Origin of the sequence: Arthrobacter sp. AZCC_0090, from assembly GCF_014207375.1 — a bacterium.
Taxonomy (GTDB): Bacteria; Actinomycetota; Actinomycetes; order Actinomycetales; family Micrococcaceae; genus Arthrobacter.
Map to the genome: position 1 here is coordinate 38989 of NZ_JACHEE010000018.1, position 24062 is coordinate 63050.

Sequence of the window (24062 nt, forward strand, 5' to 3'; positions counted from 1 at the left end):
GGCTATGCTGGTGCCATGGACGTCACCCTTACCCAATTGCGCTATTTCGTGGAGGCGGCGGGCCAGCTGTCCATGACCGGGGCGGCTGGGCGGCTCAACGTCGCGCAATCCGCTGTTTCCGCCGCGGTATCACAGCTCGAACGGCACATCGGCTCCCAATTCTTCATCCGGCAACGCTCCAAGGGGTTGGTGCTCACCCCAGCCGGCGAACTGTTCCTCCGGGATGCGCAGGCTGTGTTGGCGCATCTGGAAGAGGCGCTGGACCATGCGCGGGGGGAGCAGCGCAGCGTGGAGGGCCGGGTACGCCTGGCCTGCTTCAGCACCCTCGCGCCCTTCCTGTTGCCAGGATTGCTGGGCAGGCTGCGGACAGAGCACCCGAAGCTGGTTCTCGACGTTACTGAGGCCGATGCCGCGGGGTGCTCTGCCGCCCTGCTGAGCGGGCAGGCAGACCTGGCGCTCTGCTACGACCTCGGACTCCCGGACGGCCTGGCCGTGACGGCGGTCGATGCGGCGCGGCCGTACGTGGCCCTGCCCCCGAAACATCCCCTAGCGGGCCGCCCGCAGGTGGCGCTCGCCGAACTGCGCGATGAACCGTTCGTGCTGCTGGACTTGCCGCATACACGCGAACTGATGCTGTCAATCCTTCGGGGAGCAGGCGTGGAACCGGACGTGAGGTTCCGTTCGGCAAGTTACGAGACCGTGCGCACTTTCGTGGCCAACGGCCACGGCTATTCGATACTCCACCAGCGGCCGCAGCATGGGCTGACGTACGACGGCGGACACGTCGCCGCCGTCGCCATCACGGACAACGTCCCCGAACTTCGGACCGTCTTGGCGCACCTTCGCTCGCAACGGGCCACGGCCAGGCTGCGCGCCGTGGCCCAGGCGGTGCGGCATCAGGTGGCGGCCGCGCACAGGAGCGCTTAGCCGGCGCGGGAAAGCCGTCCCAATGCCCGCTCCACCAAGTGGCGCTGACGGGAACCCGTGACCGCTTCCGGGTCCAGCATGGACGTCACATGCAGGCCCATCATGATATTCAGTAGCTCATCGGCCACCGCATCCGGATCCGCCAAAGGGGCGCATTCGCCGTCGTGCTCTGCTTCCGCGAGGAAACCCATCACCAGGCCGCGCCAATACAGCAGCGCCTCCCGCCCCACCGTCCGCAAAGCCTCTTCTGTTTGTGCACGCTGCCAAAAGGACACCGCCACGCGGGCCTCCACCACGGTGAGAGGGTCCGCCGGAATGATCTCCAGGCACAGGCCCCGCAAAGCCGCAAGGCCGCGGCGGCCGCGGGTAGTCGCGATGATCCGTTCGTTGGTGCGCTCGCAGATCAGTTGGTAGGCGGCCAGCAGCAGCGCGTCCTTGTTGGGGAAGTAGTACGCCAGCACGCCGGGAGCCGCATAGCCGCATTCCCTGGCGATGTCCCTCATGCTGGCGTTCTCGATGCCCTGCCCGGCAATCAGGTGCCAGGTGGTCTCGATGATCGAGCGGCGCCGCTCCTCGTGGTCGACCAGCCGCGGCATGGTGCTCCTCGTGTTCGTAGGCAAGATCGTGTGCACACTACCACTGCGGAGACCGGAACCGTGCCCGGCCCCCGCAGCGTGGCGTGCTGCCCGGGTCAGTGCCCGCAATGGCCGTTTTCGGATTGCCCTGCGGCGGGCGAGTTGGGCGCGGCGCAGTGTCCCGACGTCGACGGCGGCAGGTTCAGTGTGGGGTTCGCGTCGAAGAAGCCGTGCGGCTTCAGGGTGAAGCCGGTAGTGTCCACGGGCATGATGGGCCAATCTTCGGGACGCGGGAAATGCGTGAGGCCGAAGGAGTGCCACACCACGAGGTCCTCGCCGTCGATGTCGCGGTCCTGGGCAACGTAGGCAGGCAGCCCGGCGCCGCCTGGGTGCTGGTTGACGAAGTCGCCGGCCGCGTAGCGCTCTTCTTCCGCGTGGTGCGTGACCCACAAGTGGTGGCGTGCGAAGGCCGCCCGCGCGGCGATCGAAGAGTCGTCGGCCATGGCCAGCGTGGGATTGTTCTCCGGATACAGGGTGTAGCCCACGGGGTGCCCCAAGTAGTTCAGCGAGTTGGGGTTGCTGATGTGCCACACCCGGCCCTTGGCGCCATCGGCATCACGCACAGCCTCGGACTCGCGGGCCAGGAGGGTGCGTTGCTGGGTGAATGCGTTGCCGTGCGGGTTGCCCGGGCCTTTGGGGAGCCTCACGAGGTCCAGTTCCTCCACGCGGTTGGTGGGGCCATCGATGAACATGTCCAGCCGGGCGCTGAAGAGGTGCTGGTGGTACGGCGCTCCGAGGCCCGGCGCTATTTCCGAGGCATAGGCGTAGCCCTTGTCCGGCAGCGCGGCGGTGAAGACGATGCCGGTGGCTTTGGCCTCGAATTCGATGGTGCCGTCCAGGTAGAGGTACCAGTAGAAGCCGTAGTCGTAGTTCCCCACCGTGGTGAAGAAGGAAACCACCAGGCGGCGGTTGCGGCGCACCTCGTTGGAGCCGGCCCATTCGTCGGTGTGCTTCCACAGGATCCCGGCATCTTCCTCGTGGATGCAGATGCCGTTGTCAATCGTGCGTGGGTTGCCGAAGTCATCCGCGACCACCGGGGACATGTACGTGATGTCGCCGAGGCAATCGCAGCCAAGCTGCAACGAGTTCGCGTCCCGGCCCACGAGGTACTCGCCCGAGTCAAAGTAGTTCTGCCAGCTCCGGTACGGGGAAGGATCGCCATACGGGACCACCATTTCGGAGATGGACGCGCGGTGGACCACGGGACGCCGGCGGCCATTGTGGGTGTGGTGGAGCTGGTGCAGGACCAAGCCCTCACGGGCATCGAAACCCACGCGAAGGTCCCAGCCGAGCCATGACAAGTGGTTGCCTTCCAGCGTGAAGCTGGGGCCCTCCGGCTGGATGACCTCGATGGGTTTCAGGTCTGTCCGGAGCTCGCCGTGGATGGCGGGATCGGTGTAGTTGCCACTCACTTCGGGGACCGGAACGGGGCCGTCGTCGATCAGGTGGTTCACACGCCGGTTTTCGACGTCCACGAAGGCCACGAGCCCGTCGATCGGGTGTGCCCAGGCGTGGTCTCCCGGGTGGTCTTGACGGAAGCCCAGGCCTCGCAGGAGCCGCTTTCCTTCTTCTTCCTCGTACTCGAAAACCCCCGCGGAGAGCGGTGCCACACGGACCTGCTCCGGAGCCAGGCCGCGGGAGGCCAGGGCGGCCATCCATTGGGGATCGTCCGCGAGGATGTCTTCGATGATCCCGAACTCCTCCACCAAGACGGGCAGTTGGCCGTCGACGGCGGGGTCCAGTTCGCGCTGTTGCAGGACTTCTCCGGTGGCCAGGGAGAGCCGAACATCCAGGGAGCGGGACAGCGATGCGTCCCACAGCATCGCGCGGACGGTGCGGCCGGCGCCAAGGGGGTCCGCGTCGTCGCGGTAGAAGTCGCCGTAGAGGGCGTCTTTTGGCGGTTCAACGAGGCCGAGGTAGGCGAAGCGGGTGGTTTCGGCCACCAGCCCGGCCTCGGCCAGGATCCGGCGGCTTTCATGGATTTCGTGGGCCGAAAGCTGCTCAAGAGGGTGCGTCTGCAAGGTGGCCGGAGGGCTTGTCTGGAGAGTCATGGTACTTCCTGAAGTCGAATTTTGATGGTACAACTGTTCAACCAACGCTTTGATGTTATCCAGCTCACAGGCCAGACGTAAAGGGCCGGATTGAAAACAGCTGGCAGTCAGGAGGGCCATGAACCAGTTCACCCGTATGCGCACCGGTGGAGTCGTCTCCCTGCGTCCGGGGTCCTCACAGGTTCCGGGCGCGGTGGTTTGTACCGCAGTGATTGCAAGCTCCGTTGCCCACTTGGTCGCAGCCGCAATGGGTCCCGGTGGTGCCATGGCCTGGTGGATGGCAGCCATGGGGGTGGCCTGCCTTACTTGTGCGGTGCCCATGTTCGGCCGGCGCCGCATTTCAATCAAACACCGTGCCAACCGGGCCGCCGGGCATCTGTGGGCCATGACTGCCGTGATGACCCTGATCCATCTGTCGTTGCTGCTGTTCGCCGGAACCGGGTCCCACCACGGGGGTGGCTCCAGCATCACCCCCGCTGGCCAAGGCATCCCCGCCGCAGGCCATGGCGCTGCCATGCTCGGCCTCATTGCCGTGGAGCTCCTGTGCCTCTTGGGTGCTTCCATGGCCCTCCGGCTAACCCGCGTTGCCGCTGTCCCGGCGTCGGCCTTGCTACCCCTATCCCCGAAACCCCAATCCGCGAAACCTCAATCCGCAAAACCTCAACCACAGGAGCCATGATGAACACCTCCACTACCTTTTCTTCCGCTTGGCATGGCCGGGCAGACGCCTTGGCGATCGACGGCCGGGCGTTCATTGACGGAAAACGCGCAGCGGGTGGTCATCCGTCCCGCCGCACCACGAGCCCGGCCGATGGCCGGGTGTTGGCCGAGCTTGCTGCATGCACTCCCGCGGACGTCGACCGTGCGGTGTCCGCCGCGCGCCGGGCCTTCCCTGATTGGTCCCGTAGAAGCGCTGCCGACCGCAAGGCGCACCTCCTGGCTTTGGCCGACCTCATGGAGCGGCACTCGGACGAGCTGGCACTGCTCGAGACCTTGGACAGTGGCAAGCCGATTCTGCAGACCACTACGGTGGATGTCCCCGGGGCGATTTCCACGCTTCGCTGGTATGCGGAAGCGGCGGACAAGCAGAGCGGCGAGCTTCCAGCGGTGCCTGCAGGGGCCACTGCCCTGGTCACGCGAGAGCCGCTGGGGGTGGTGGCCGCCATTGTCCCGTGGAACTTCCCGCTGGAGATTGCCGTCTGGAAGCTGGCTCCCGCGCTGGCGGCGGGAAATACGCTGGTGCTCAAACCTGCGGAACAGACCTCGCTCAGCGTGCTGCGCCTGGCCGAGCTGGCTACGGAGTCGGGCCTTCCCGATGGCGTGTTGAACATCGTGACAGGCTCGGGGCGGGAAGTGGGTGCTGCCTTGGCGCATCATATGGACGTCGATGCCCTTGCGTTTACTGGATCCACTGCCGTCTCCCGTACCCTCCTCGAAGCGTCCGGGCGCAGCAACCTTAAGCGGCTCAGCCTCGAAGCCGGGGGCAAGAGTTCCAACATCATCTTCGCGGACACGGCGGATCTCAAGGGGGCCGCGGCCAAGGCGGCCTTTGGTGCGTTCTACAACCAGGGTCAGGTGTGCTCGGCAAACTCCCGCATCCTCGTCCAGCGGGCGGTCCATGACGAGTTCTCCGCCTTGCTCGCCGGCGCTGCAGCCGCCTATTCGCCGGCGGACCCGCTGGCGGGTTTGCAAGGCAATGGTGCGCTGATCAGCAGCGCCCACGCCGACGACGTCGAGCGGTGGATTGTGCGCGGGCGCGCCGAAGGGGAGGTGCTTTTCGGCGGCGCAAGGCGGGACATCTCCGGTTCCGACGCGTACCTGGAGCCCACTCTGCTGGGTGGACTCCCTGCAGACCACGATGTGCACCGTGAGGAAATTTTCGGTCCCGTCGCCGTGCTGCACCCTTTCGACACCGAGGACCAAGCTGTGGCCTTGGCCAACGCTACCGATTACGGGCTGGCCGCCTCCGTGTGGACCTCCGACTTGTCCCGGGCGCATCGGGTGGCCGGCGATTTGCTGGCCGGGACTGTTTCCGTGAACACGGTGGACGCGTTGGGAAACACCACTCCCTTCGGCGGCTTCAAGCAATCCGGCTTTGGGCGCGATCTCTCGCTCCATGCTTTCGACAACTACACGGCGCCCAAGACCACGTGGATTCAATTCGGCTAGCAGCCCGGGGTGCTCCGCCTACTGCATCTGCATTACAGATGATCTACATCGAGATTCCATTGTTTACGTGATGCAACTCACACGCCTACGCTGGGTCTCGACAGCAGGCAATGCCAGGCAACGAATCCGGGGGAACTGCCGGCCCGCCAACGTCTGCATTTCTCCTTCCTCCCTCGTCAGGACACATGCCATGAAATCCATGCTCCGTTCACAACTCTTCGAGATCGAACAAGAGTCCATTGCACCCATCCCCGAAGACGCCCGCCACGGACGGTCCCGGGAACTCTTCACCATCTGGTTCGGGATGAACATGACGCCCCTGACCGTGGTCACGGGCGCCACTGCCACCACGCTCCTCGGCCTGCCAATGCTGAGCTCCATCATCGCGATCCTCTTGGGCCACGCGCTTGGCGGAATCGGCATGGCCCTGCACGCGGCGCAAGGACCGCAGTTGGGGGTACCCCAGATGCTGCAGGCACGCGGCCAGTTCGGTTCGCGCGGAGCGGCCTTGATCGTGCTCGTCGCAATCTTGATGTTCGTGGGCTATTTCTCCTCGAACCTGATTGTCTCCGCCGATTCGATCTCCGCCCTTCTTCCTGAGGCCAGCGGACCCGCCATGATCATCGGCTGTGCCCTTCTCAGCTTCGTGATCGCTGCTTTCGGCTACAACTTGGTGCGCAAAGTGACTGCGCTGGGCGCCTACATCGTCGGTGCACTGGTGCTGGTGTCTTTCGCTGCGCTGCTCTCCAACGGTGATTTCTGGGGGCAGCTGAACCAAGGCGAATTTACCTGGACCGGCTTCCTGGCCATGCTGGCTATCGGCATCGTCTGGCAGCTGACCTACGCTCCCTATGTCTCGGACTACTCCCGCTACATGCCTGCGAAATCCGGCACACGGGGCGCATTCTGGGGAACCTATCTGGGTTGCGTCCTGTCCAGTGCCCTGCTGATGGTGCTTGGATCCGGCGTCGGCCTGGCGGTTCACGGGGCAAGCACCATGTCCGGACTCAACGGCATTTTGGGGCCCGTGCTCGGTGCCGTGGTTCTTGTGGGCTTCGCCCTGGTGGCCGCCTCGGGCAACTCCGTGAATGCCTACTGCAGCGCATTGTGTGCCTTGACGTTCGTGGAGACCTTCGTCAGCGGCTGGCGCCCGGGCGCAAAAGCCCGCCTGGTGACTTCCGTGGTGCTGCACGTACTGGGCGTGGTGCTGGCCCTGGCTGCGGCCACCAGCTTCGCTTCCTCCTACTTCAGCTTCCTGAGCGTGTTGCTCTACGTGCTCATTCCGTGGTCCGCAGTGAACCTAGTGGATTATTACATCATTAGGCACGGATCGTACGCCGTGGATGAGTTCTACGCCGCGGACGGCGGCCGCTACGGACGCTGGAATGCCGGTTCCCTGATGGTCTTCGCCATCGGCGTCCTCGCCCAGATCCCCTTCATGGCGACCCCCTTTTACACCGGCGCGATCGCCGAAGCCATGGGCGGAATCGACATTGCCTGGCTCGTCGGACTCAGCGTCAGCGGCTTGGCGTACATTGTCCTCGCGCGCACCGCACCCTCCCTGGTGCGTCTCAACTCAGGCTCACATGAACCGACCCCTTCGAAAGTAATGCCATGACCCATGCAGATTGGATCTTCAGCGGTGGACCCGTCCACACCATGGACCCGTCCCGCCCATACACGGACGCCGTTGCGGTGGCCGGAGGCAAAATCGTGGCCCTCGGCGCCGACGCCGCAAGGTGGCGCGGTCCCGCCACCGAACTGGTTGACCTCGCAGGGAAGGCGCTGCTGCCAGGCTTTCAAGACGCCCACGTTCACCCGATCGCGGGAGGACTGCAGATGCTTTCTTGCGACCTCGGCGGGGTCCACTCCCTGCAGGGCTACCGCACACTGATTGCGGAGTGCGCCAGCGCCAAACCTGGAGCGGAATGGATAACGGGTGCCGGATGGTACGGGGACGTGTTCGACGGCGGTTTCCCGCACCGCGCGCTGCTGGACGAACTTGTCCCGGACCGCCCGGTGTTCCTGATCAGCCATGACGGACACGGTGCCTGGGTGAACTCAAAGGCGCTGGACCTGGCAGGGATAACAGATAGCACTCCCAACCCTGACGGCGGCATTATCGCCCGCGACGGCTCCGGAAAAGCAACGGGCATGCTCATCGAACACGCCGCCGATCTCGTATCGTCCCTCATCCCGGACCCGGACGAACGGCACATCCGCGCGGCACTTCTCGCGGCGCAGTCCTATCTGCACTCCCTTGGGGTGACCGCTTGGCAGGATGCCGCCGTCGGGCAGGCCCTCGGCATGCCTGATTCGTTCGAGCATTACCTGGCTCTTGAAGGTGAGGGGCTGTTCAGCGGCACCGTCACCGGAGCGCTGTGGTGGGACCGTGACCAGGGCATCGAGCAATTGGAACTGTTCAAGACCCGCCGGGCCCGGGCCACCGGGGGCTTCCGTGCGACCGCAGTGAAGATCATGGTGGACGGCGTTTGCGAGAATCTCACCGCGGCGATGACCAGGCCCTACCGGGGCCATCCGCACGAGCGGGGGATGAGCCTGATCGAGCGGGCCGAACTCGCACGGATCGCCGCGGCCGTTGACGCGGAAGGCTTTGATCTTCATCTGCATGCCGTGGGCGATCAAGCGGTCCGCGACTGCGTCAACGCCTTGGACCTGCCGCGAAGGGAGGGCTGGGACCCTCGCCACCAGATCGCCCATCTTGACCTGGTGGATCCCGCGGATGTGACCCGCTTCGCGCAAACGGGGGCGATCGCCAACATCCAGCCATTGTGGGCGCGTATGGATCCCGTCCTCGTGGAAACCAAGCTGCCCTATCTTGACGAGGCCCATCAAAAGGTCCATTTTGCCTTCGAAACGCTTCGTCGCGCCGGCGTTGCGCTGGCAATCGGCAGCGACTGGCCGGTCTCCAGCCCGGACCCCCTGTGGGGCATCCACACCGCCGTGAACCGCACCGGCCCGCCTGCCGATCCGCACGCCGGTGACTTTCGCTCCCAGCACGAACCGCTCCTGCCCGGAGAAGCCATTACCCTCGGAGCCGCGCTCGCTGCCTACACAACGGGAGCAGCGCGGGCCAACCGCCTCGATGCGGAGCGGGGAGCCGTGCGGGTAGGACTCGCCGCCGATCTTGTGGTGCTCGACGCCGATCCCTACGCCACCGAGGCAGCCGGACTGGGCGGAATCGGCGTTGAGTTGACCCTCGCGGGAGGTCGCGCGGTCTACAACCGGGCCAGCGACGCCGTTTCCTCCCTTCTGCACTAACGCAAACCAGAGTCGTAGCAAAGGACCGATCATGGATCAGCAAACAGCTTCAACGAGCCTTGCCCAAGAACAAAGCAAACATCTGCAAAAATCACTGGGCCGCTTCGACATCCTCCTCTTGGTGGTCGCGGCCGTCATCTCGGTGGAGGTCCTCGGACAGGTATCGGGATTTGGCGGGGAGACCTTTACCTGGACCCTGATCCTGGCCATCACCTTCCTGATTCCGTATGGCCTCATCTTCGCCGAGACAGGCGGAGCCTTCACTGAGGAAGGCGGAGTCTACGTCTGGACCAAGATGGCCTATGGCCGGGCGATTGCCGCCATCACGTCATTGTTCACGTGGGTCACCCAACCGGTCTGGGTGGGCGGCGCAATGTCCTTCGTCGCAGTGGAGACCTGGTCCGAGTATGTGGGGCATGTTGAAGCGGGCGGCGTCTGGGATTACCTCTTCAAACTGGCGTTCATCTGGATCACGGTGACGTCCGCGATCATCAGCCTCAAGCGAGGCAAATGGCTGCCCTCCCTTGGCGCCATCCTCAAGGTGGTCTTCCTGACCTTCTTCATCATCGTCACCTTGGTCTACGGGCTGCAGCATGGATTCAACGGACTGGATCTGGGGTTCTTCTCGCCTACGCTGGCGGGCTTCCTCGGCGTCACACCGCTCCTGCTGTTCTCATTCCTGGGCTTTGAATCCGGCAACAGCGCTGCCGGGGAAATGAAGAATCCGGCCAAGGACGTGCCGATTTCGGTGGCCCGTTCCTCCATGATCGCGGCGGCGAGCTACCTGCTGCCGATCCTTGCGATCCTGCTGGTGGTGCCGCTGGACCAGATCACGGGCATCAGCGGGCTCTTCGGCGCCGTAGCCACGGTGTATTCCGTGTTTGGTCCCGCGGCACAGGCCATGCTGGCGGTTTCGGCGGTGGTCTTCTGCTTCATCTTGGTTTCGCAGGGTGCGGCGTGGATGATCATCAGCGACCGCATGCAGGCCATGGCGGCCGCGGACGGCTCGTTCTTCGGGGGCTTCTTTGGCCGTTTCCACCCCAAGCTCGGCACACCCATCCGCGTGAACACGCTCTCCGGCGTGGTCGCCACGTTCTTCATGTTCGCGGCGATGCAGCTGAGCGGGACCAGCAGCGCCTTGTTCCAGGTGGTGTTGACCATTGCGATCTCCACTTTCCTGCTCAGCTACCTGTTTGCCATTCCGGCAGCAGTGCGGTTGCGCAGCAAGTACCCGCTCGCGGAGCGTCCCTTCAAAGTTCCAGTCTCCGATGCCGTTTTCCGCCTCATGGGAGCCATTTGCTTCGCGTGGATCCTGATCGGCTCGTGGGTGGCCATCTTCCCGGGAACGCTGGACATGCTCTTCGGCCTGACGTACGACTTTGACACTGCCTGGGGTGTTTCACAGTTCACTTTCGAAGCATTCGCCCTCGGGACGCTCTGCTGCATCCTCGCCCTGGGAATCGTGGGCTATGTCCGGGGCAAGAAGGTTCGCGAGGGCGTAGCTTCCGCGGAGGTTCCCGACGCCGGCCTGCACAGCGAAGGTTCCCCCAGCGAAGGTTCGCACGGCTCAGGTTCCCTCCTCCCGGGCGGCTGAGCCGCCGTCGTACACCCAACTGGCTCGCAGTTGTTGTCGTTATGAGAGCTCAAAACGACAACAACTGCGAGCTACTTGGGTAGGGTTCCGTCGCTGGGCTGCCTCCCCGGCCATCGGGGTCACTTGTTGCGAAGAGTGCAGGCAGCCCAGCGGCCGGAAGTTCTCAGGCGGCCACGAGCTCTTCCTTGGTAGCTTCTTCGCGGGCTTCCGTGAGGTAACGGGCGTAGGCCGGGATGGTCAGGAAGGTGGGGAACTCCTCGGCGAGGGTGACCTCCTCGAAGATGCTGCGGGCATCGTTGAAGCGGTCGTCGTCGAAGCGTTCCAGCCGTGCGAACTCTTCGTCCAGCAGGTCGTTGACCCATTCGCGGGTGATGACTTCACCGGTGTCCGTGATGGCGTGGGAGTAGATCCACTGCCACAGCTGTGAACGGGAGATCTCCGCCGTGGCGGCGTCTTCCATCAGGTTGTGGATGGCCACGGCGCCGTTGCCGCGCAGCCAGGACTCGATGTAGCGGATGCCCACTTCGATGTTGTTCCGGATGCCGGTTTCGGTGATGGTGCCTTCAGTGGAGGCGACGTCGATCAGCGCACGGTCGTCCGGGGTCACATCCTCACGCGAGCGGTCCAGCTGGTTCGGACGGTCGCCGAGGACGCCGTCGAACACTTCGCGGCAGACCGGAACCAGATCCGGGTGCGCGACCCAGGAACCGTCGAAACCGTCGCCGGCTTCGCGGGTCTTGTCCGCGCGGACCTTCTCGAACGCTGCCGTGTTGGCGGCCTCGTCCTTCCGGTTCGGAACGGCTGCGGCCATGCCGCCGATCGCCATGGCGCCGCGGCGGTGGCAGGCCCGGACCAACTGCTCGGTGTAGGAGCGCATGAACGGCTGGGTCATGGACACCTGGCCGCGGTCCGGCAACACGAAGCGGGGGCCGCGGGTGCGGAAGTTCTTGATCACGGAGAAGATGTAGTCCCAGCGGCCGGCGTTCAGGCCCGAGGCGTGATCGCGCAGTTCGAAGAGGATTTCCTCCATCTCGAACGCCGCCGTGATGGTCTCGATGAGCACAGTGGCACGGATGGTGCCCTGCGGGATGCCGAGCAGGTCCTGGGCCATGATGAAGATGTCGTTCCAGAGGCGCGCCTCGAGGTGGTTCTCGATCTTGGGCAGGTAGAAGTACGGTCCCTTGCCCTGTGCCAGCAGACGGCGGGCATTGTGGAAGAAGAACAAGCCGAAGTCCACCACGCCACCGGCAACGGGCTTCCCGTCGATGAGCATGTGCTTCTCCGGCAGGTGCCAGCCGCGGGGCCGCACCACGATGGTCGGCAAGTCCTCGGCGGCCCGCAGCTTGTACTCCTTGCCCTCCGGCGAAGTGAAGTCGATCCGGCGCTCCAGCGCGTCCGTGAGGTTCAGCTGGCCCTGGATGACGTTGCGCCACGTGGGGGTGGAGGAGTCTTCCATGTCGGCCAGCCACACCTTGGCGCCGGAGTTGAGCGCGTTGATGGTCATCTTCCGGTCAACGGGCCCGGTGATCTCCACCCGGCGGTCTTCCAGGCCAGGGGCCGGGGGAGCGACGCGCCAGTTCGGGTCATTGCGGATTTCCGCGGTCTCCGGGAGGAAACGCGGATCCTGGCCACCGGAAATCTGGCCGCGGCGGGTGTGCCGAGCCCGCATCAGCTCCTGACGGCGCTCCGCCGTCGCCCGGTGCAGCTTTGCCACGAACGCCAGGGCATCCGGAGTAAGAACCTCGTTCTGCCGGTGAATCGGCTGGGCGGTCAGCGTGATGCCGTTGATCGTGTAATTGTCGGTGAAACTGTTCATTTCAATCTCTCCTCAGAGAAGCAAATGTTCGACGGCTGGCCGTTTAGTGCGGTGCCGGGGCGGGACGGGTGCATGGCGGGGTTCGGGGCCGGGCAAGGCAATCCTCCGCGTGCTATTCCCCATCCCCGCCCGAAGAGGCCTCGCAAAGCTCGGCCGGGGCGGGGACAGGGCCCCTTTTACGCACGCTTCCGGATCACCTTGCCCGGCTGCCGGAAAGGCGCCTTACGCTCAAGGCCGGAGGGCCGGTATTGCGGCAGTCTGCGTAAAAGGGGCCCTACGTCCCGGTCCGTCCTCGCTCAGCGAGGTCGAAACCGGGACGTGGGGAATAGCAGGCAGAGCATTGCCGGTCCGTAGGCCCGGGGTGACGCCGGCACGCGCCGGAGGTGAGCCGCACGCTTCGTAACGAATGCCGGTTCGCCGTCGGAATGGGCTAGTGGAACTGGCCTTCTTCGGTGGATCCCACCAGGGCCAGGGTAGATGCGTTCGGGTTGAGCGCAGTTGCGATGTCGTCGAAGTAGCCGGTGCCGACTTCGCGCTGGTGCTTCGTTGCGGTGTAGCCGCGGGACTCGGAGGCGAATTCCTTTTCCTGGAGTTCGACGTAGGCGCTCATGCCTTCGCGGGCGTAGCCGTGGGCGAGGTCGAACATCGAGTAGTTCAGGGCATGGAAGCCGGCCAGGGTGATGAACTGGAACGTGAAGCCCATGGCGCCGAGTTCGCGCTGGAACTTGGCGATCGTGGCGTCGTCCAGGTGCTTGCGCCAGTTGAACGATGGCGAGCAGTTGTAGGAGAGCATCTGGTCAGGGAACTCGGCCTTGACGGACTCGGCGAACTTGCGGGCCAGCTCAAGGTCCGGGGTGCCCGTTTCCATCCAGATGAGGTCGGAATAAGGGGCGTATGCCTTGGCGCGGGCGATGCAGGGTTCGATGCCGTTGCGGACCTTGTAGAAGCCCTCAGCGGTACGGACCGGCTGTCCCCCTTCGCGGAGGATGAATTCCTGGTCGCGCTCGTCGACGTCGGAGGTGATCAGGGTGGCTGCCTCGGCGTCGGTGCGGGCGATGACGACGGACGGGGTGCCCGCGACGTCGGCTGCCAGCCGGGCGGCGTTCAGGGTCCGGACGTGCTGCTGGGTGGGGATGAGCACCTTGCCGCCGAGGTGGCCGCACTTCTTTTCCGAGGCGAGCTGGTCTTCCCAGTGCACGCCCGCGGCGCCGGCCTGGATCATGGATTTCATGAGTTCGTAGGCGTTCAGCGGGCCGCCGAAACCGGCTTCGGCGTCGGCAACGATCGGGACCAGCCAGTCCTCGACGGTCTGGATGCCTTCGGAGAACTCGATCTGGTCGGCCCGAAGCAGGGCGTTGTTGATCCGGCGGACCACCGTGGGAACCGAGTTGGCCGGGTAGAGCGACTGGTCCGGGTAGGTGTGGCCGGAGTTGTTGGCGTCGGCGGCGACCTGCCAACCGGACAGGTAGATGGCCCGCAGTCCAGCCTTGACTTGCTGCACGGCCTGGTTGCCGGTCAGGGCACCGAGGGCGTTCGTGTACTTGCCTTCCTTGTGCTCTTCCGTGAGCTGCTTCCACAGCTTCTCGGAGCCGCGCTTGGCCAGGGTGTGTTCTTCGGAGACACGGCCGCGGAGGCGGACGACGTCGGCGGCTGAGTAATCGCGGGTGACGCCTTCCCAACGCGGGTTGGCAGCCCATTCGAGCTCCAGTGCGGCGGCCTGCTCGGATGCGGTGGGCTGCTCTGGTTCAAATGCTGCGGTCATTGTTCTGTCTCCTTTGACGCTACTTGGCGTGTTGCTGTGTATGTAGCCCCGGCTGATCTTCGCTGCGCCTTTGCAGTCAAGGCGAGCCGGGGTTTCCGTAGTTCTTACTTTTCAGTACTTCCAAGAGGCTTTCTAGAGGAAAACCATGGAAAGAAATGCACTTCTTCGCGTATCCTCAAGAAATGTCACCTGTGAGCTGGAACCGCGAAGTACCGCCGCCGTCGTCGTCCGCTTCCACCGCCGAACTGGACGTCATCAGCCTCGGCCGCCGCGTGCGGTATCTGCGCAAGCAGGCCGGGCTGACCCTCGACGACGTGAGCGCCGCCGTCGGGACCGCCCCTAGCCAGCTGAGCCTTATTGAGAACGGCAAGCGGGAACCCAAACTGGGCTTGCTGAAGCAGCTCGCGGCGGCATTGAACGTGGGCATCGACCAGTTGCTTGGAGCGGAGCCGCCCAGCCGCCGTGCCGCCCTGGAAATCGAGCTGGAACGGTACCAGCGCGGGCCTCTGTACGAGTCCCTGAACCTGCCGAAAATCCGCGTCAGCGCGCGGCTTCCGCTTGATGTGCTGGAGTCTCAAATAGGCCTCCTGCAGGAGCTTGAGCGCAGGCTCAACGAGCAGATCGCGACGCCGGAAGAGGCCCGCCGCGCGAATGGCGAACTGCGTGCCATGATGCGCGAGCGCGGCAACTACTTTCCGGAGTATGAAGCCGAGGCACAGAAGGTCCTCAAGGGCGTTGGCTATACCGCCGGTCCCTTGAGCCAACACGTCATTGCGGACATCGCGGACCACCTCGGATTCACGCTGCACCACGTGGGTGATTTGCCGCATTCCACCCGTTCAGTGACCGATCTAAAGAATCACCGAATTTATCTCACGCAGAGCCAACGGCAGGACCACGACCCCCGTTCGGTGCTTCTTCAAGCCCTCGGGCACTACGTTCTTGGCCACGAGACGCCCAAGAACTACGGCGACTTCCTGGCACAGCGCGTTGCGACGAACTATTTCGCCGCGGCGCTCCTGCTGCCCGAGCACGCCACCCTGGAGTTCCTCCAGAAGGCGAAAGCCGCCAAGGAGATCGCTGTCGAGGACATCCGCGACGCTTTTGCCGTCTCCTATGAAACAGCTGCGCACCGCTTCACCAACCTGGCCACGAAGCACCTGGGCATCACCACCCACTTCCAGAAGACCCACCAGAGCGGCATCATCTACAAGGCCTACGAGAACGACGGCGTGGCCTTCCCCCAGGACCACACCGGCGCTATCGAGGGGCAGCCGGCGTGCAAGGCATGGACTTCGCGGGCCGTGTTCGACGTTCCGGACAAGTTCAGCGCCTACAGCCAATACACCGACACTGTCTCCGGCACCTATTGGTGCACGGCGCGCACCGAACGCTCAGCGGCGGGGGAATTTTCGCTCAGCATCGGCGTGCCGTACCAGCACGTGAAGTGGTTCCGCGGAAGGGAGACGACGGCGCGGGCTACCTCGACGTGCCCGGACCCGAACTGCTGCAAGCGCCCGCCGGCGTCGTTGGCTTCTTCCTGGGCAGGCAACGCCTGGCCGTCCGCCCGCGCCCACTCGCACCTGTTGGCCGCCATGCCGCCGGGCGCCTTCCCCGGCGTGGACGAGACCGAGGTGTACGCGTTCCTGGAGGCGCACTCGGGGTAGCGTGCTTGGGCTGTTGCTTGGGACGCGTCACGCCACGCACCTTTTTGGATTCCCGTAGGTTGAGCCACCCCGGAATTCCGCGGCTTCGCCCATGATGTGGACCCAAAAACTTGCTTGGCGTGACGCCGACATCGCCAGGGGCTACTGCTTGAGGACCGGGTAGTTCAGGTGGGTCACGCCCACGCCCTCGACGACGGTCGGGTTGCCCAAGGTGAAAGGCGCGTTGCCAAGACGATCGAACAACCGGATACCGGATCCGAGCAGGAGCGGAACCAGGTCGACGCGGATCTCGTCGAGTAGCCCGGCGTCGAGGCACTGCCGAATCGTGTCCGCGCCGTGCATGCCCACGATCTTGTCGCCCGCTGCTGCCTTGGCCTGCGCGACCGCGCTTTCCAGCCCGTCGGTGACGAAATGCACCGTTGAGTCGGATCGGGTCCACCCTTCGGGCACCTGGTGAGTCACGACGAACGCAGGCACGCCGAACGGGTGCTGTCCGCCCCACGCGTCGGCGCGGTCGGATGTGCGTCGCCCGGTGAGCATCGCGCCCACCTCGCCCATAAGCGCACGTACGTGTTCGGCGCTCGCGGCGGAAACGTGGAAGGTGAACTCCGGCTTGACGGTTGGTACGTCGACGTCGCCTGCGAAGTACCAGTCGAAGACCTCGTCGACGCCGTCCTCGAGATCCGCTACGTAACCGTCGAGGGACATCGACATGAGCGCTACTACCTTGGTCATTACCTTGCTCCTTCACTTTCGGACGGGTTTGGGCCGGCCGGGGCCAGGTCAAACGGACATGGCCCAGGACAAAGCCGCATCGCGGCGCGTCTCGGAGGGGTCTATCAGCCGGATTCGGTCCACGAGCCGGACGCGGTCTATCAGGGACGATTCGATGAGTGCCAGGACGAACGCATGATCCTTGGGCCGTGCGGCGATGAGCTTCGCCGCGCAGAGATCGTAGGGATCCAGGCAAAGCCCGGTGCTGTTCCGGGTCCGCTCATTGCGCACACCGACAAGGCGGTACTCCCAGTCGGCCGGCAGCACCGCGGTCTCCCTTTCGACTGCCTGGACATAGAACCCGAACTCGTTGTGGAAGGGAGACCACTCACCGAGCGCCGAATCGAGGCTGTCCGCAAGCGTGCCGGTGTCGTCATCGGAAAACGGGGCGATGTCGACGGCATCCGACATAGTGATTGCGGCAGGTAGCTGGTCCTCCGCGAAGGACCCCAGAATTGACTGGCTGCCGATCACGATCACCCGGTCGCCGTGAATGATATCGGCAGCGGCCCGAATGGCGTGCTCGAGCTCATCGCGGCGCATGGCTGTACGGTACCCCGGCGCAGCCCGATTGTCAGTACCCGCCCCGTGCCCGCTCGCGCTCAGCCAGCAGCGTCGCCACTTTTTCGATGAGCTCGTAAGGCATCGGCTTCCCCAGAGGGAACTTCAACGTGCCCTTGGTTGCCCGGAAAGGGGCGATTTCCCGCTCGAATTCCTCGTCGCCGTCGGGCACTGGATAGACGGAGATGTGGTGCTTCCACGCCGCGAAGTACACAACGTAGTTGCCGCCGAGCGTGATGGTGGGGATGCCGTAGCTGATCCGGTCCCCGCCTCCGGGCACAGCTGCCAGGGCCCGCCGTCGGATCTCCTGAAGGATCGTTTGCACCTCGCCGGGCCGCGACGCGATGTACTCGTCCACCGTTTCGAAATGCTCAGCCATGCGCTTCGCTCCTCAGTACCCGCCGCTCCGCCGCTTTTGGACCAAGCTTGCCTTAGCGCGCGCCGCCTTGCCAGAGGGCGTCGAACGGGGCATTGGAGGAAACCCGGGCCGTAATCCCGGCCGTGACAAAAGCCTTCGCCGTCCTGGCCGCCCCAAGCGGCGAGGCGCCCTTGGCGAGCTCGGCCGTGATCGCCGCAGCCAAAGAACAACCCGCACCGGAGACTGCCACTTCGCCCACTTTGGGGGCTGCGAGCACTTCGAGAGTCTCGCCGTCGTAATAGACGTCGACGGCGTCCAGGCCTTCCAGCCGCACCCCGCCCTTGGCGAGCACAGCGGCACCGCTCAGTTCATGGATGCGGATGGCGGCGGCTTTGAGGCCTTCGACGTCGGCGATCTCCAGTCCGGACAGCGACTCTGCTTCGAAATGGTTCGGCGTGACGAACGTGGCCAGCGGAAGAATCTGGGCCTTGAGTGCTTGGTCGGTGTCTAGTGCGTGGCCGGGCTCCTGGCCCTTGCAGATCAGCACCGGGTCGAGCACGACGTTGGCGAACTGGCCACCCTTGAGCGCCGATTCCACTGTGGAAATCGTGGCCGGGCTGCCCAGCATGCCGATCTTCACCGTGTCCAGGGCCTCGGCGCCATAGGCCGACGTCGTTGCCTCCAACTGCTCGGCGATTACCTTCTGGTCCACGGGCATGAAGCGGTGGTTCCAGTTGTCCTGGGGATCGAAGGAAACGATGCACGTGAGATTGGCAATGCCGAAGACACCGAGTTCTTGGAAAGTCTTCAAGTCAGCTTGAGCCCCCGCGCCGCCGGTGGCTTCGGATCCGGCGATGGTCAGGGCGATGGCTGGAGCCACGGGCTGGGCGGCGAGGGAAGTCATGCGACCATCCTGCCACCGCGTCCGGGGTGTTGCTTTGTACGAATGACCAATATGACCAAAACCCTCTTGGGGGAAGTTACCAGCGGTAGGGTGGCGGCGGCGGCCGGTGGCTGCGTTATCCCCAGGAAGGTTCAATGATGAGCACCCAGCAAGCAGCGCCCCAGAGTGAGGCCGCCCAGACGCGCAAGGCCGTGGGCAATATCCTCAAAGGCTCCGCAGGCAACCTTGTGGAGTGGTACGACGTGTACATCTACACGGCGTTCTCCGCCTATTTCGCATCCCATTTCTTCAGTTCCAAGGATCCGCTACAGAGCAATTTGGAGGCCATGGCTGTTTTCGCCGTGACGTTCCTGATGCGCCCCATCGGCAGTTGGTTCTTCGGCCGCTATGCCGATCGCAAAGGCCGCAAAGCCGCCCTGACCCTGAGCGTGACCATGATGTCCGCGGGTTCGTTCGCCATTGCCATCCTGCCCACCAAGGACGTGATCGGAGTGTGGGCCCTGGTGCTCCTGATCCTGATCCGGTTGATCCAAGGGTTCTCCGTGGGCGGCGAATACGGCACCAGTGCCACGTATATGTCCGAGGCCGCAACGTCCAAGCGTCGCGGCTTCTTCTCCTCCTTCCAGTACGTCACATTGATCGGTGGGCAGATGCTGGCCTTGCTGGTCCTCGTGGTCTTGGAACAGGCCCTCGGCAAGGAAGCCTTGGGTGGATGGGGTTGGCGTATTCCGTTCGTCATTGGAGGAGTTGCCGCGCTGGTGGTTCTTTGGCTCCGACGCTCCATGGAGGAGACCATTTCCGCCGAGCAGGCGGCCGCTGCCACTGCTCCGGTGGCCGGCGAGGCCCAGCCGGGCACCCTGAAACTGCTGCTCACCAAGCATTGGCGCGCACTGCTGACCTGCATCGGAGTGACCCTCGGTGGCACGGTGGCCTTCTACACCTACACCAACTTCATCCTGTCCTTCATGCAGAACACCAGCGGCATCCCCAAGGAAACCAGCAGCCAGATCAACTTCTGGGCCCTCTTGATTTTCATGTGCCTACAGCCCGTCTATGGCATGATCTCGGACAAAGTGGGCCGCAAGCCGCTCCTCCTCTGGTTCGGTATCCTTGGTGCTCTGTGCACGTGGCCGCTGTTGTCTGCGCTCAGCGGAACCAAGGACCCATTCGTGGCCTTCCTGCTCATGATGGGTGGCCTCTTGATCGTGGGAGGCTACACCTCCATCAACGCCTTGGTGAAGGCCGAGCTCTTCCCCTCGTCCATCCGCGCTCTCGGAGTGGGCCTTGGGTATGCGATCGCCAATTCGCTGTTCGGCGGGACGGTTCCACTGGTTGGCGCGGCCTTCCAAAAGGCCGGCCAAGTGGAGGTCTTCTTCACCTATGTCACCGTGGCCGTCGGCATCTCTCTGCTGGTCTATATCTTCGCCCTAAAGAACAAGAAGCCAACGCATCTGGACAAGGAGCAAGGGAGTGCCTTCGGCTCGCCCCGCGCCGACAACTCCCCGGCCGACGATCAGGACTCGGTCAACGCCTAATCCCTGGGCTTCAGGCCGACTTCCGCTCCTCCCGACGCTCGCTCGCTTTTGTGGGGTTTTGGTGCGACGCTCGCTCACGGTCCCATCGCCGTCGACCGCGACGGGCGGGATGCTCTCATCGATACCGCCGCCGAACACCCCAGGGAAGACCATGGCCGCACTCGGAAACGAGATCGGATACTTGGTCATCTCTTCCGCTTCTTCTTCGTAGCGCGGGGGATCGCGCACATGCTCGCCGATGCCGTCGTACGCTACTTCGGGTTGAAGGTCAGCGAGTCAGTTCCGCTGGTCCATGTCAGAGAGCCGTTGTTGTATCCCATATCGACGGGCTTCTTAAGGAAGGCCATGACCCACAGCTGCTGGGAGGCGGCGAGTTCCGCGCAGGCGGCGGCACCCACGGCGATGTCTCCGACCGTGAGAACTGTTCCCGTCCTTGTTGCGGGTCCGCTTAAAGGACCACACCTGGTGGTGACGGTCAAATGGAGGGATCCGTCCACGGTTTGCAGTTTCGCGGTAACAGCTCCTGAGGATGCCCACGGAAGATCCTTGCCGTCCGCTTGGCCCGAAACGCTTGCGTAGGTGCCGCAGGGAGCGGCCGGTAGGAACGACGCGCAGGTTTCGCTCGGTGCGCCGGAGGTGACGGGAAGGCTGGGCACGGGGACACCATTGGGGTTCGGGGCAGCGGTGCCCGGGCCGGGTACTGTAGCTCCCCCACACGCCGCCAACGCAAGGGAAGCTATCAGAACGGTTAATGCCTTCGGCCACCAGCGAATGTTCGTTGCAGTCACTCGTCAACGTGGATTTGACGAGCGGAACAGCAATCACCGCCGCAGCCGCACCGTAAACCAGCTGCTTCCTCATGGAATGGGTTGATCGGATTCATTGCCTGGATTATTTCCCCTCAATTTCGACCGGATACCTCGTGGCTGCGAGATACGGCACGAGGATATTCCTGGGAGCCCCTCCTCACAATAGATGCAAAAACAATTCCCTTGGATTGTTTTCACACAGCATCGGCATGTACGGATTGAGCCCTTGTCGGTGGATCCAATGCACACCCTGAACCATTCAAATCCCGCATATCCACTCAATTACGGGACTCTCGCCAGGGCCAGGGCCCGGCTCGAAAGACGGTCAGGGTCAAACCCCGGTTTCGCGCCGACGCTCACTCACTCGAAGTGAGCGAGCGTTGGGGGATTCGGGCGATTATCTGCAGGAGCGTCGTGGACGGTGACGAGCTTCCAAACAGAGAGACGCCCGACGGCGGCTGCGAATGATTCCGCTCATTTGTCCCCCTTGAAGATATTGTTGAGTGCCTCGGCGAGTCCGGGATATTCAAAGGCGAAACCGGCGTCGAGCTCTGTCCGGGAGCAGTCCTCGTCGTGCCGATAGATGGTGCACGTGCTGGCGTTGATCCACGTACGCGGAGGCGAATCGCACAAGCCAACCGCCTGGCCAAGCACCGCGGTGGTGTCCGTCCTCGACTTCAGTATTTCCGCCCGGTTCCGGGAGGTGTAGCGGCAGTTCACGGAGCGTCCGGCGAGGTTCACCAGCAGCTCGGCACCGTTAAGCGCTTTGGCGATGCCGCCGTCGTCGTCCCGCGATCACCACGGATTTGCCTGTCACGTTTGTTTCCCCCTTTTTGTTGCGTTGTCCGTTCGCTCAGCCGCGGATGCTGCGGGCGAGGCCGAGGACGTCGTCCAGCACTTTACTGACGCCCGGGATCTTGGCCAGGGACAGGCCTCTCGCGATGAGCGGCACGGCCCCGTCAACGAGCCGCCGGGTGCGCATTTGTCCGTCGGATTTGTCGTAGACCCAGAAAAGCGCGATCCCCATGTATCCGAGCCAGAAGAGTTCTGGCAGTTCGGCGCGCAGCTTTTTGGGCGCCGGGGGCATTGAGCCGTCGACGGCGGCGCGGAAGATCGCGAGCGAAGCCTCCCGGGCGGCGGTGGAGCCTTCGCTGAAAGGGTTGACGGGCGACGTCGGCCGGATCGCCGTCGCGATGAAATCGGCACCGAACTGGTGGTACGGCGCCATGACGTCGAGGCCTGCGTGCAGCACTGCCTTCAGGCGGCCCGACAGGTCGTGAATGCCGTCCGTGGCTTGCTGGGCGCGGACCGCATGCTCAGCTTGGACCTGCAAATAGAGCTCCTGGACCAGTTCGTCCTTCGAGGCGAAGTAGTAGTAGGCGTTGCCCACCGAAACCCCTGCTCCTTCGGCGATAGCGCGCATGGTGGTCTTCTCGAAGCCGAGCTCCCGGAACATCTTGAGGGCGACGTCGGCCACTAGTTGACGGGTCTGTTCACTCTTGGTGGCCACGTTTGGCTCCTCTCCTACACATTTTGAACGTGTTCAAGAATCAGTTTGCCACCCTTTTGAACACGTTCAAGTTGTTTGCGTGCGGAGCGGAATCCTCGATGCGAGAATGGGGGAGGTTCCGCGGTTTGCAGGCGGGTCCATCACCAGTGCTAATACAGCGGGGCGCCGTGCTCACTCCGGCCGCCTGCGCGAACCACTACGAACGGACAAACGATGACGTCAGCTTCAGAATCCCAGACCCTGAGTAAACCCACGCCGCGTTTCGCGTCGATAGGCTCCCCATACTTTGGCATCATGCTGGCATGCATGGCCGTGGTGCTGATCCTCTCCAATATCGGCGCTGCCAAAGGCGTCATCTTCGGCCCGATCATCACTGACGGCGGATTCTTCCTCTTCCCGCTCGCCTACATTCTTGGCGATGTCATGAGCGAAATTTACGGGTTTAAGGTGGCCCGGAAAGCGATCATCACCTCGTTCGCCTTGTCAGCGTTCGCCTCTCTCTGCTACTGGATCATCATCGCGCTGCCCGGCTTCAATGACGACTACGGTACTGCCAAACAGGCTGCCATCGAGGGCGCACTGGGGCCGGTTCCTCAGATCGTCCTGGCTTCGCTCCTCGCGTTCCTCGCTGGCCAGACCATCAACTCCTTGATCCTTGTCAAGATGAAGGCCCGTTCGGGTGAGAGAACCCTGTGGGCTCGGCTCATGGGTTCATCCGGGGTGGGGGAATTCGTGGACACACTGATCTTCTGCAGCATCGCGGCTTCGGTCATCGGTATTACGGACTTCGGAAGCTTCGTCAATTACGTGCTGGTTGGTTTCGTCTACAAGGTCGCCGTCCAATACATCCTCGTGCCTGTGACGTCTTTGGTCATTGGCTGGATCAAGAAGCGCGAGCCTAGCTACTGGGCGTGAGCACAGGGAGCGCCACGTAGGTGAGCGAGCGTTGGGCCGGAAGGCGGCATAGGTGAGCGAGCGTTGGCTCAGGGGAACCGCAGGGAAGTCCGGTAGTTTCAGAGCATGAAGCTGGGAAACGCCGTGCTGACGGCCGAGAATCTTATCGCGGGCTACGGCGAGCATGCAGTGTGCGGGCCGCTCGACGTCGAGGTCTTCTCCGGGCAGGTGCTCGGGATGGTCGGCGAGAACGGCGCTGGCAAGTCCACCTTGTTGCGCACCATGATTGGCGCGCAGGCGGCTATTGAAGGCGATGCCCATGTGCTTGGCTTGATGCCGGACGACCGCTCGGCCCTCTTTCGCAGCAAGGTCTCGGTGCTGCTGGATGAGGATGCCTACTTCGATTCCCTCACCGTCCGTGAGCACCTGTCCCTGGTGGCCCGCGGGCATGGTCTCGCCAATCCTGATGCCGCCGTGGAGAGCGAGATTGAATTCTTCGAACTCCAAACGGTCGCGGATGCCTTTCCTGATCAGCTTTCCTCGGGACAGCGCCGCAAGTTGCTCCTTGCCTCGGCGTTCATCCGGCCCTTCGAGTTGCTTGTCCTGGACGAACCGGAGCAGCGGCTCGATACCCGCATGCGCGGCCTGCTCGCACAGCGGATTGCCCGGACTGCCAAGAAGAATGCGGCCGTCGTCATGGTCACGCACGATGCGGACGTCGCCCAGGCGGCGTGTACCCGGGCCGTAATAGTCGACGCCGGCGGTGCGCGCGTGGTCAGTACGGACGAGGCTGTGGCGAGGATCCGCAGGTGAG

General features: G+C 63.9%; 21 protein-coding genes. 10 read left to right on the forward strand and 11 right to left on the reverse strand.

Translation table 11 applies throughout. The features are described 5' to 3' along the window. The first annotated feature begins 15 nt into the window (after positions 1-15). The gene (locus tag HNP00_RS21405) at positions 16-927 is read left to right on the forward strand and encodes a LysR family transcriptional regulator (RefSeq protein WP_184741730.1); all 912 of its coding nucleotides are present in this window, start codon (positions 16-18) and stop codon (positions 925-927) included. Here the strand turns inward: HNP00_RS21405 and HNP00_RS21410 are convergent. Beyond that, a complete protein-coding gene (locus HNP00_RS21410) occupies positions 924-1523 on the reverse strand; it encodes a TetR/AcrR family transcriptional regulator (RefSeq protein ID WP_184741731.1) in 600 nt (199 codons plus the stop codon). The genes HNP00_RS21405 and HNP00_RS21410 overlap by 4 nt on opposite strands. 95 nt (positions 1524-1618) lie before the next feature. Then, complete coding sequence (locus tag HNP00_RS21415) at positions 1619-3613, reverse strand: primary-amine oxidase (protein WP_184741732.1); 1995 nt, start codon at positions 3611-3613, stop codon at positions 1619-1621. Positions 3614-3731: 118 nt separating this feature from the next. On the opposite strand from HNP00_RS21415, the gene HNP00_RS21420 reads away from it, so the two are divergent. From HNP00_RS21420 to HNP00_RS21440, 5 genes are all read left to right on the forward strand, one after another. Beyond that, positions 3732-4292, forward strand: coding sequence for a hypothetical protein (locus tag HNP00_RS21420; RefSeq protein ID WP_184741733.1), 561 nt, complete (start codon positions 3732-3734; stop codon positions 4290-4292). Continuing rightward, positions 4289-5782, forward strand: a complete 1494-nt coding sequence (locus HNP00_RS21425) for an aldehyde dehydrogenase (protein WP_184741734.1) — start codon at positions 4289-4291, stop codon at positions 5780-5782. Before HNP00_RS21420 ends, HNP00_RS21425 begins: the two co-directional genes overlap by 4 nt. Positions 5783-5972: 190 nt before the next feature. Beyond that, entirely contained in the window at positions 5973-7400 is a 1428-nt protein-coding gene (locus tag HNP00_RS21430) for a cytosine permease (protein WP_184741735.1), read from the forward strand. After that, positions 7397-9064 (forward strand): amidohydrolase, encoded by a 1668-nt coding sequence (locus HNP00_RS21435; RefSeq protein WP_184741736.1) that lies wholly within the window; start codon positions 7397-7399, stop codon positions 9062-9064. The genes HNP00_RS21430 and HNP00_RS21435 overlap by 4 nt, the downstream gene beginning before the upstream one ends. A gap of 31 nt (positions 9065-9095) precedes the next feature. Next, complete coding sequence (locus HNP00_RS21440) at positions 9096-10658, forward strand: APC family permease (RefSeq protein WP_184741737.1); 1563 nt, start codon at positions 9096-9098, stop codon at positions 10656-10658. Between the two features lie 163 nt (positions 10659-10821). Here the strand turns inward: HNP00_RS21440 and aceB are convergent, their stop codons facing one another. Beyond that, positions 10822-12474 (reverse strand): malate synthase A, encoded by a 1653-nt coding sequence (gene aceB / locus HNP00_RS21445; protein ID WP_184741738.1) that lies wholly within the window; start codon positions 12472-12474, stop codon positions 10822-10824. Positions 12475-12904: 430 nt separating this feature from the next. Next, a complete protein-coding gene (aceA, locus tag HNP00_RS21450; RefSeq protein ID WP_184741739.1) occupies positions 12905-14236 on the reverse strand; it encodes an isocitrate lyase in 1332 nt (443 codons plus the stop codon). Positions 14237-14391: 155 nt separating this feature from the next. Here aceA and HNP00_RS21455 point away from each other — a divergent pair, with 155 nt between their 5' ends. Next, positions 14392-15903, forward strand: coding sequence for an XRE family transcriptional regulator (locus HNP00_RS21455; RefSeq protein WP_184741740.1), 1512 nt, complete (start codon positions 14392-14394; stop codon positions 15901-15903). A 141-nt stretch (positions 15904-16044) separates the two neighbouring features. Here the strand turns inward: HNP00_RS21455 and HNP00_RS21460 are convergent, their stop codons facing one another. From HNP00_RS21460 to HNP00_RS21475, 4 genes are read right to left on the reverse strand one after another with little or no spacing between them, the layout of a single operon-like run. After that, positions 16045-16638: a dihydrofolate reductase family protein gene (locus tag HNP00_RS21460; protein ID WP_184741741.1), complete on the reverse strand. Its 594-nt coding sequence runs from the start codon at positions 16636-16638 to the stop codon at positions 16045-16047. A gap of 48 nt (positions 16639-16686) precedes the next feature. Next, positions 16687-17220 (reverse strand): DUF6036 family nucleotidyltransferase, encoded by a 534-nt coding sequence (locus HNP00_RS21465; RefSeq protein WP_184741742.1) that lies wholly within the window; start codon positions 17218-17220, stop codon positions 16687-16689. Positions 17221-17251: 31 nt separating this feature from the next. Continuing rightward, positions 17252-17617 carry an iron chaperone gene (locus tag HNP00_RS21470; protein ID WP_184741743.1) on the reverse strand — a complete coding sequence of 122 codons (366 nt, stop codon included), beginning with the start codon at positions 17615-17617 and terminating at the stop codon, positions 17252-17254. Positions 17618-17669: 52 nt separating this feature from the next. Continuing rightward, on the reverse strand, positions 17670-18500 hold the full coding sequence (locus HNP00_RS21475) for a hydroxymethylpyrimidine/phosphomethylpyrimidine kinase (protein WP_184741744.1): 831 nt from the start codon (positions 18498-18500) through the stop codon (positions 17670-17672). A 137-nt stretch (positions 18501-18637) separates the two neighbouring features. On the opposite strand from HNP00_RS21475, the gene HNP00_RS21480 reads away from it, so the two are divergent. Next, positions 18638-20035 carry an MFS transporter gene (locus HNP00_RS21480; protein ID WP_184741745.1) on the forward strand — a complete coding sequence of 466 codons (1398 nt, stop codon included), beginning with the start codon at positions 18638-18640 and terminating at the stop codon, positions 20033-20035. Between the two features lie 251 nt (positions 20036-20286). Here the strand turns inward: HNP00_RS21480 and HNP00_RS21485 are convergent, their stop codons facing one another. From HNP00_RS21485 to HNP00_RS21495, 3 genes are all read right to left on the reverse strand, one after another. Further along, a complete protein-coding gene (locus HNP00_RS21485; RefSeq protein WP_184741746.1) occupies positions 20287-20691 on the reverse strand; it encodes an META domain-containing protein in 405 nt (134 codons plus the stop codon). 627 nt (positions 20692-21318) lie between these two features. Further along, positions 21319-21585, reverse strand: coding sequence for a hypothetical protein (locus HNP00_RS21490; RefSeq protein WP_184741747.1), 267 nt, complete (start codon positions 21583-21585; stop codon positions 21319-21321). Positions 21586-21697: 112 nt separating this feature from the next. Next, positions 21698-22354: a TetR family transcriptional regulator gene (locus tag HNP00_RS21495; RefSeq protein ID WP_184741748.1), complete on the reverse strand. Its 657-nt coding sequence runs from the start codon at positions 22352-22354 to the stop codon at positions 21698-21700. 213 nt (positions 22355-22567) lie between these two features. Here HNP00_RS21495 and HNP00_RS21500 point away from each other — a divergent pair, with 213 nt between their 5' ends. Both HNP00_RS21500 and HNP00_RS21505 read left to right on the forward strand, forming a co-directional pair. Then, positions 22568-23269 (forward strand): queuosine precursor transporter, encoded by a 702-nt coding sequence (locus HNP00_RS21500; protein WP_184741749.1) that lies wholly within the window; start codon positions 22568-22570, stop codon positions 23267-23269. A 105-nt stretch (positions 23270-23374) separates the two neighbouring features. Beyond that, positions 23375-24061, forward strand: coding sequence for an ABC transporter ATP-binding protein (locus HNP00_RS21505; protein WP_184741750.1), 687 nt, complete (start codon positions 23375-23377; stop codon positions 24059-24061). Position 24062 lies beyond the last annotated feature (1 nt).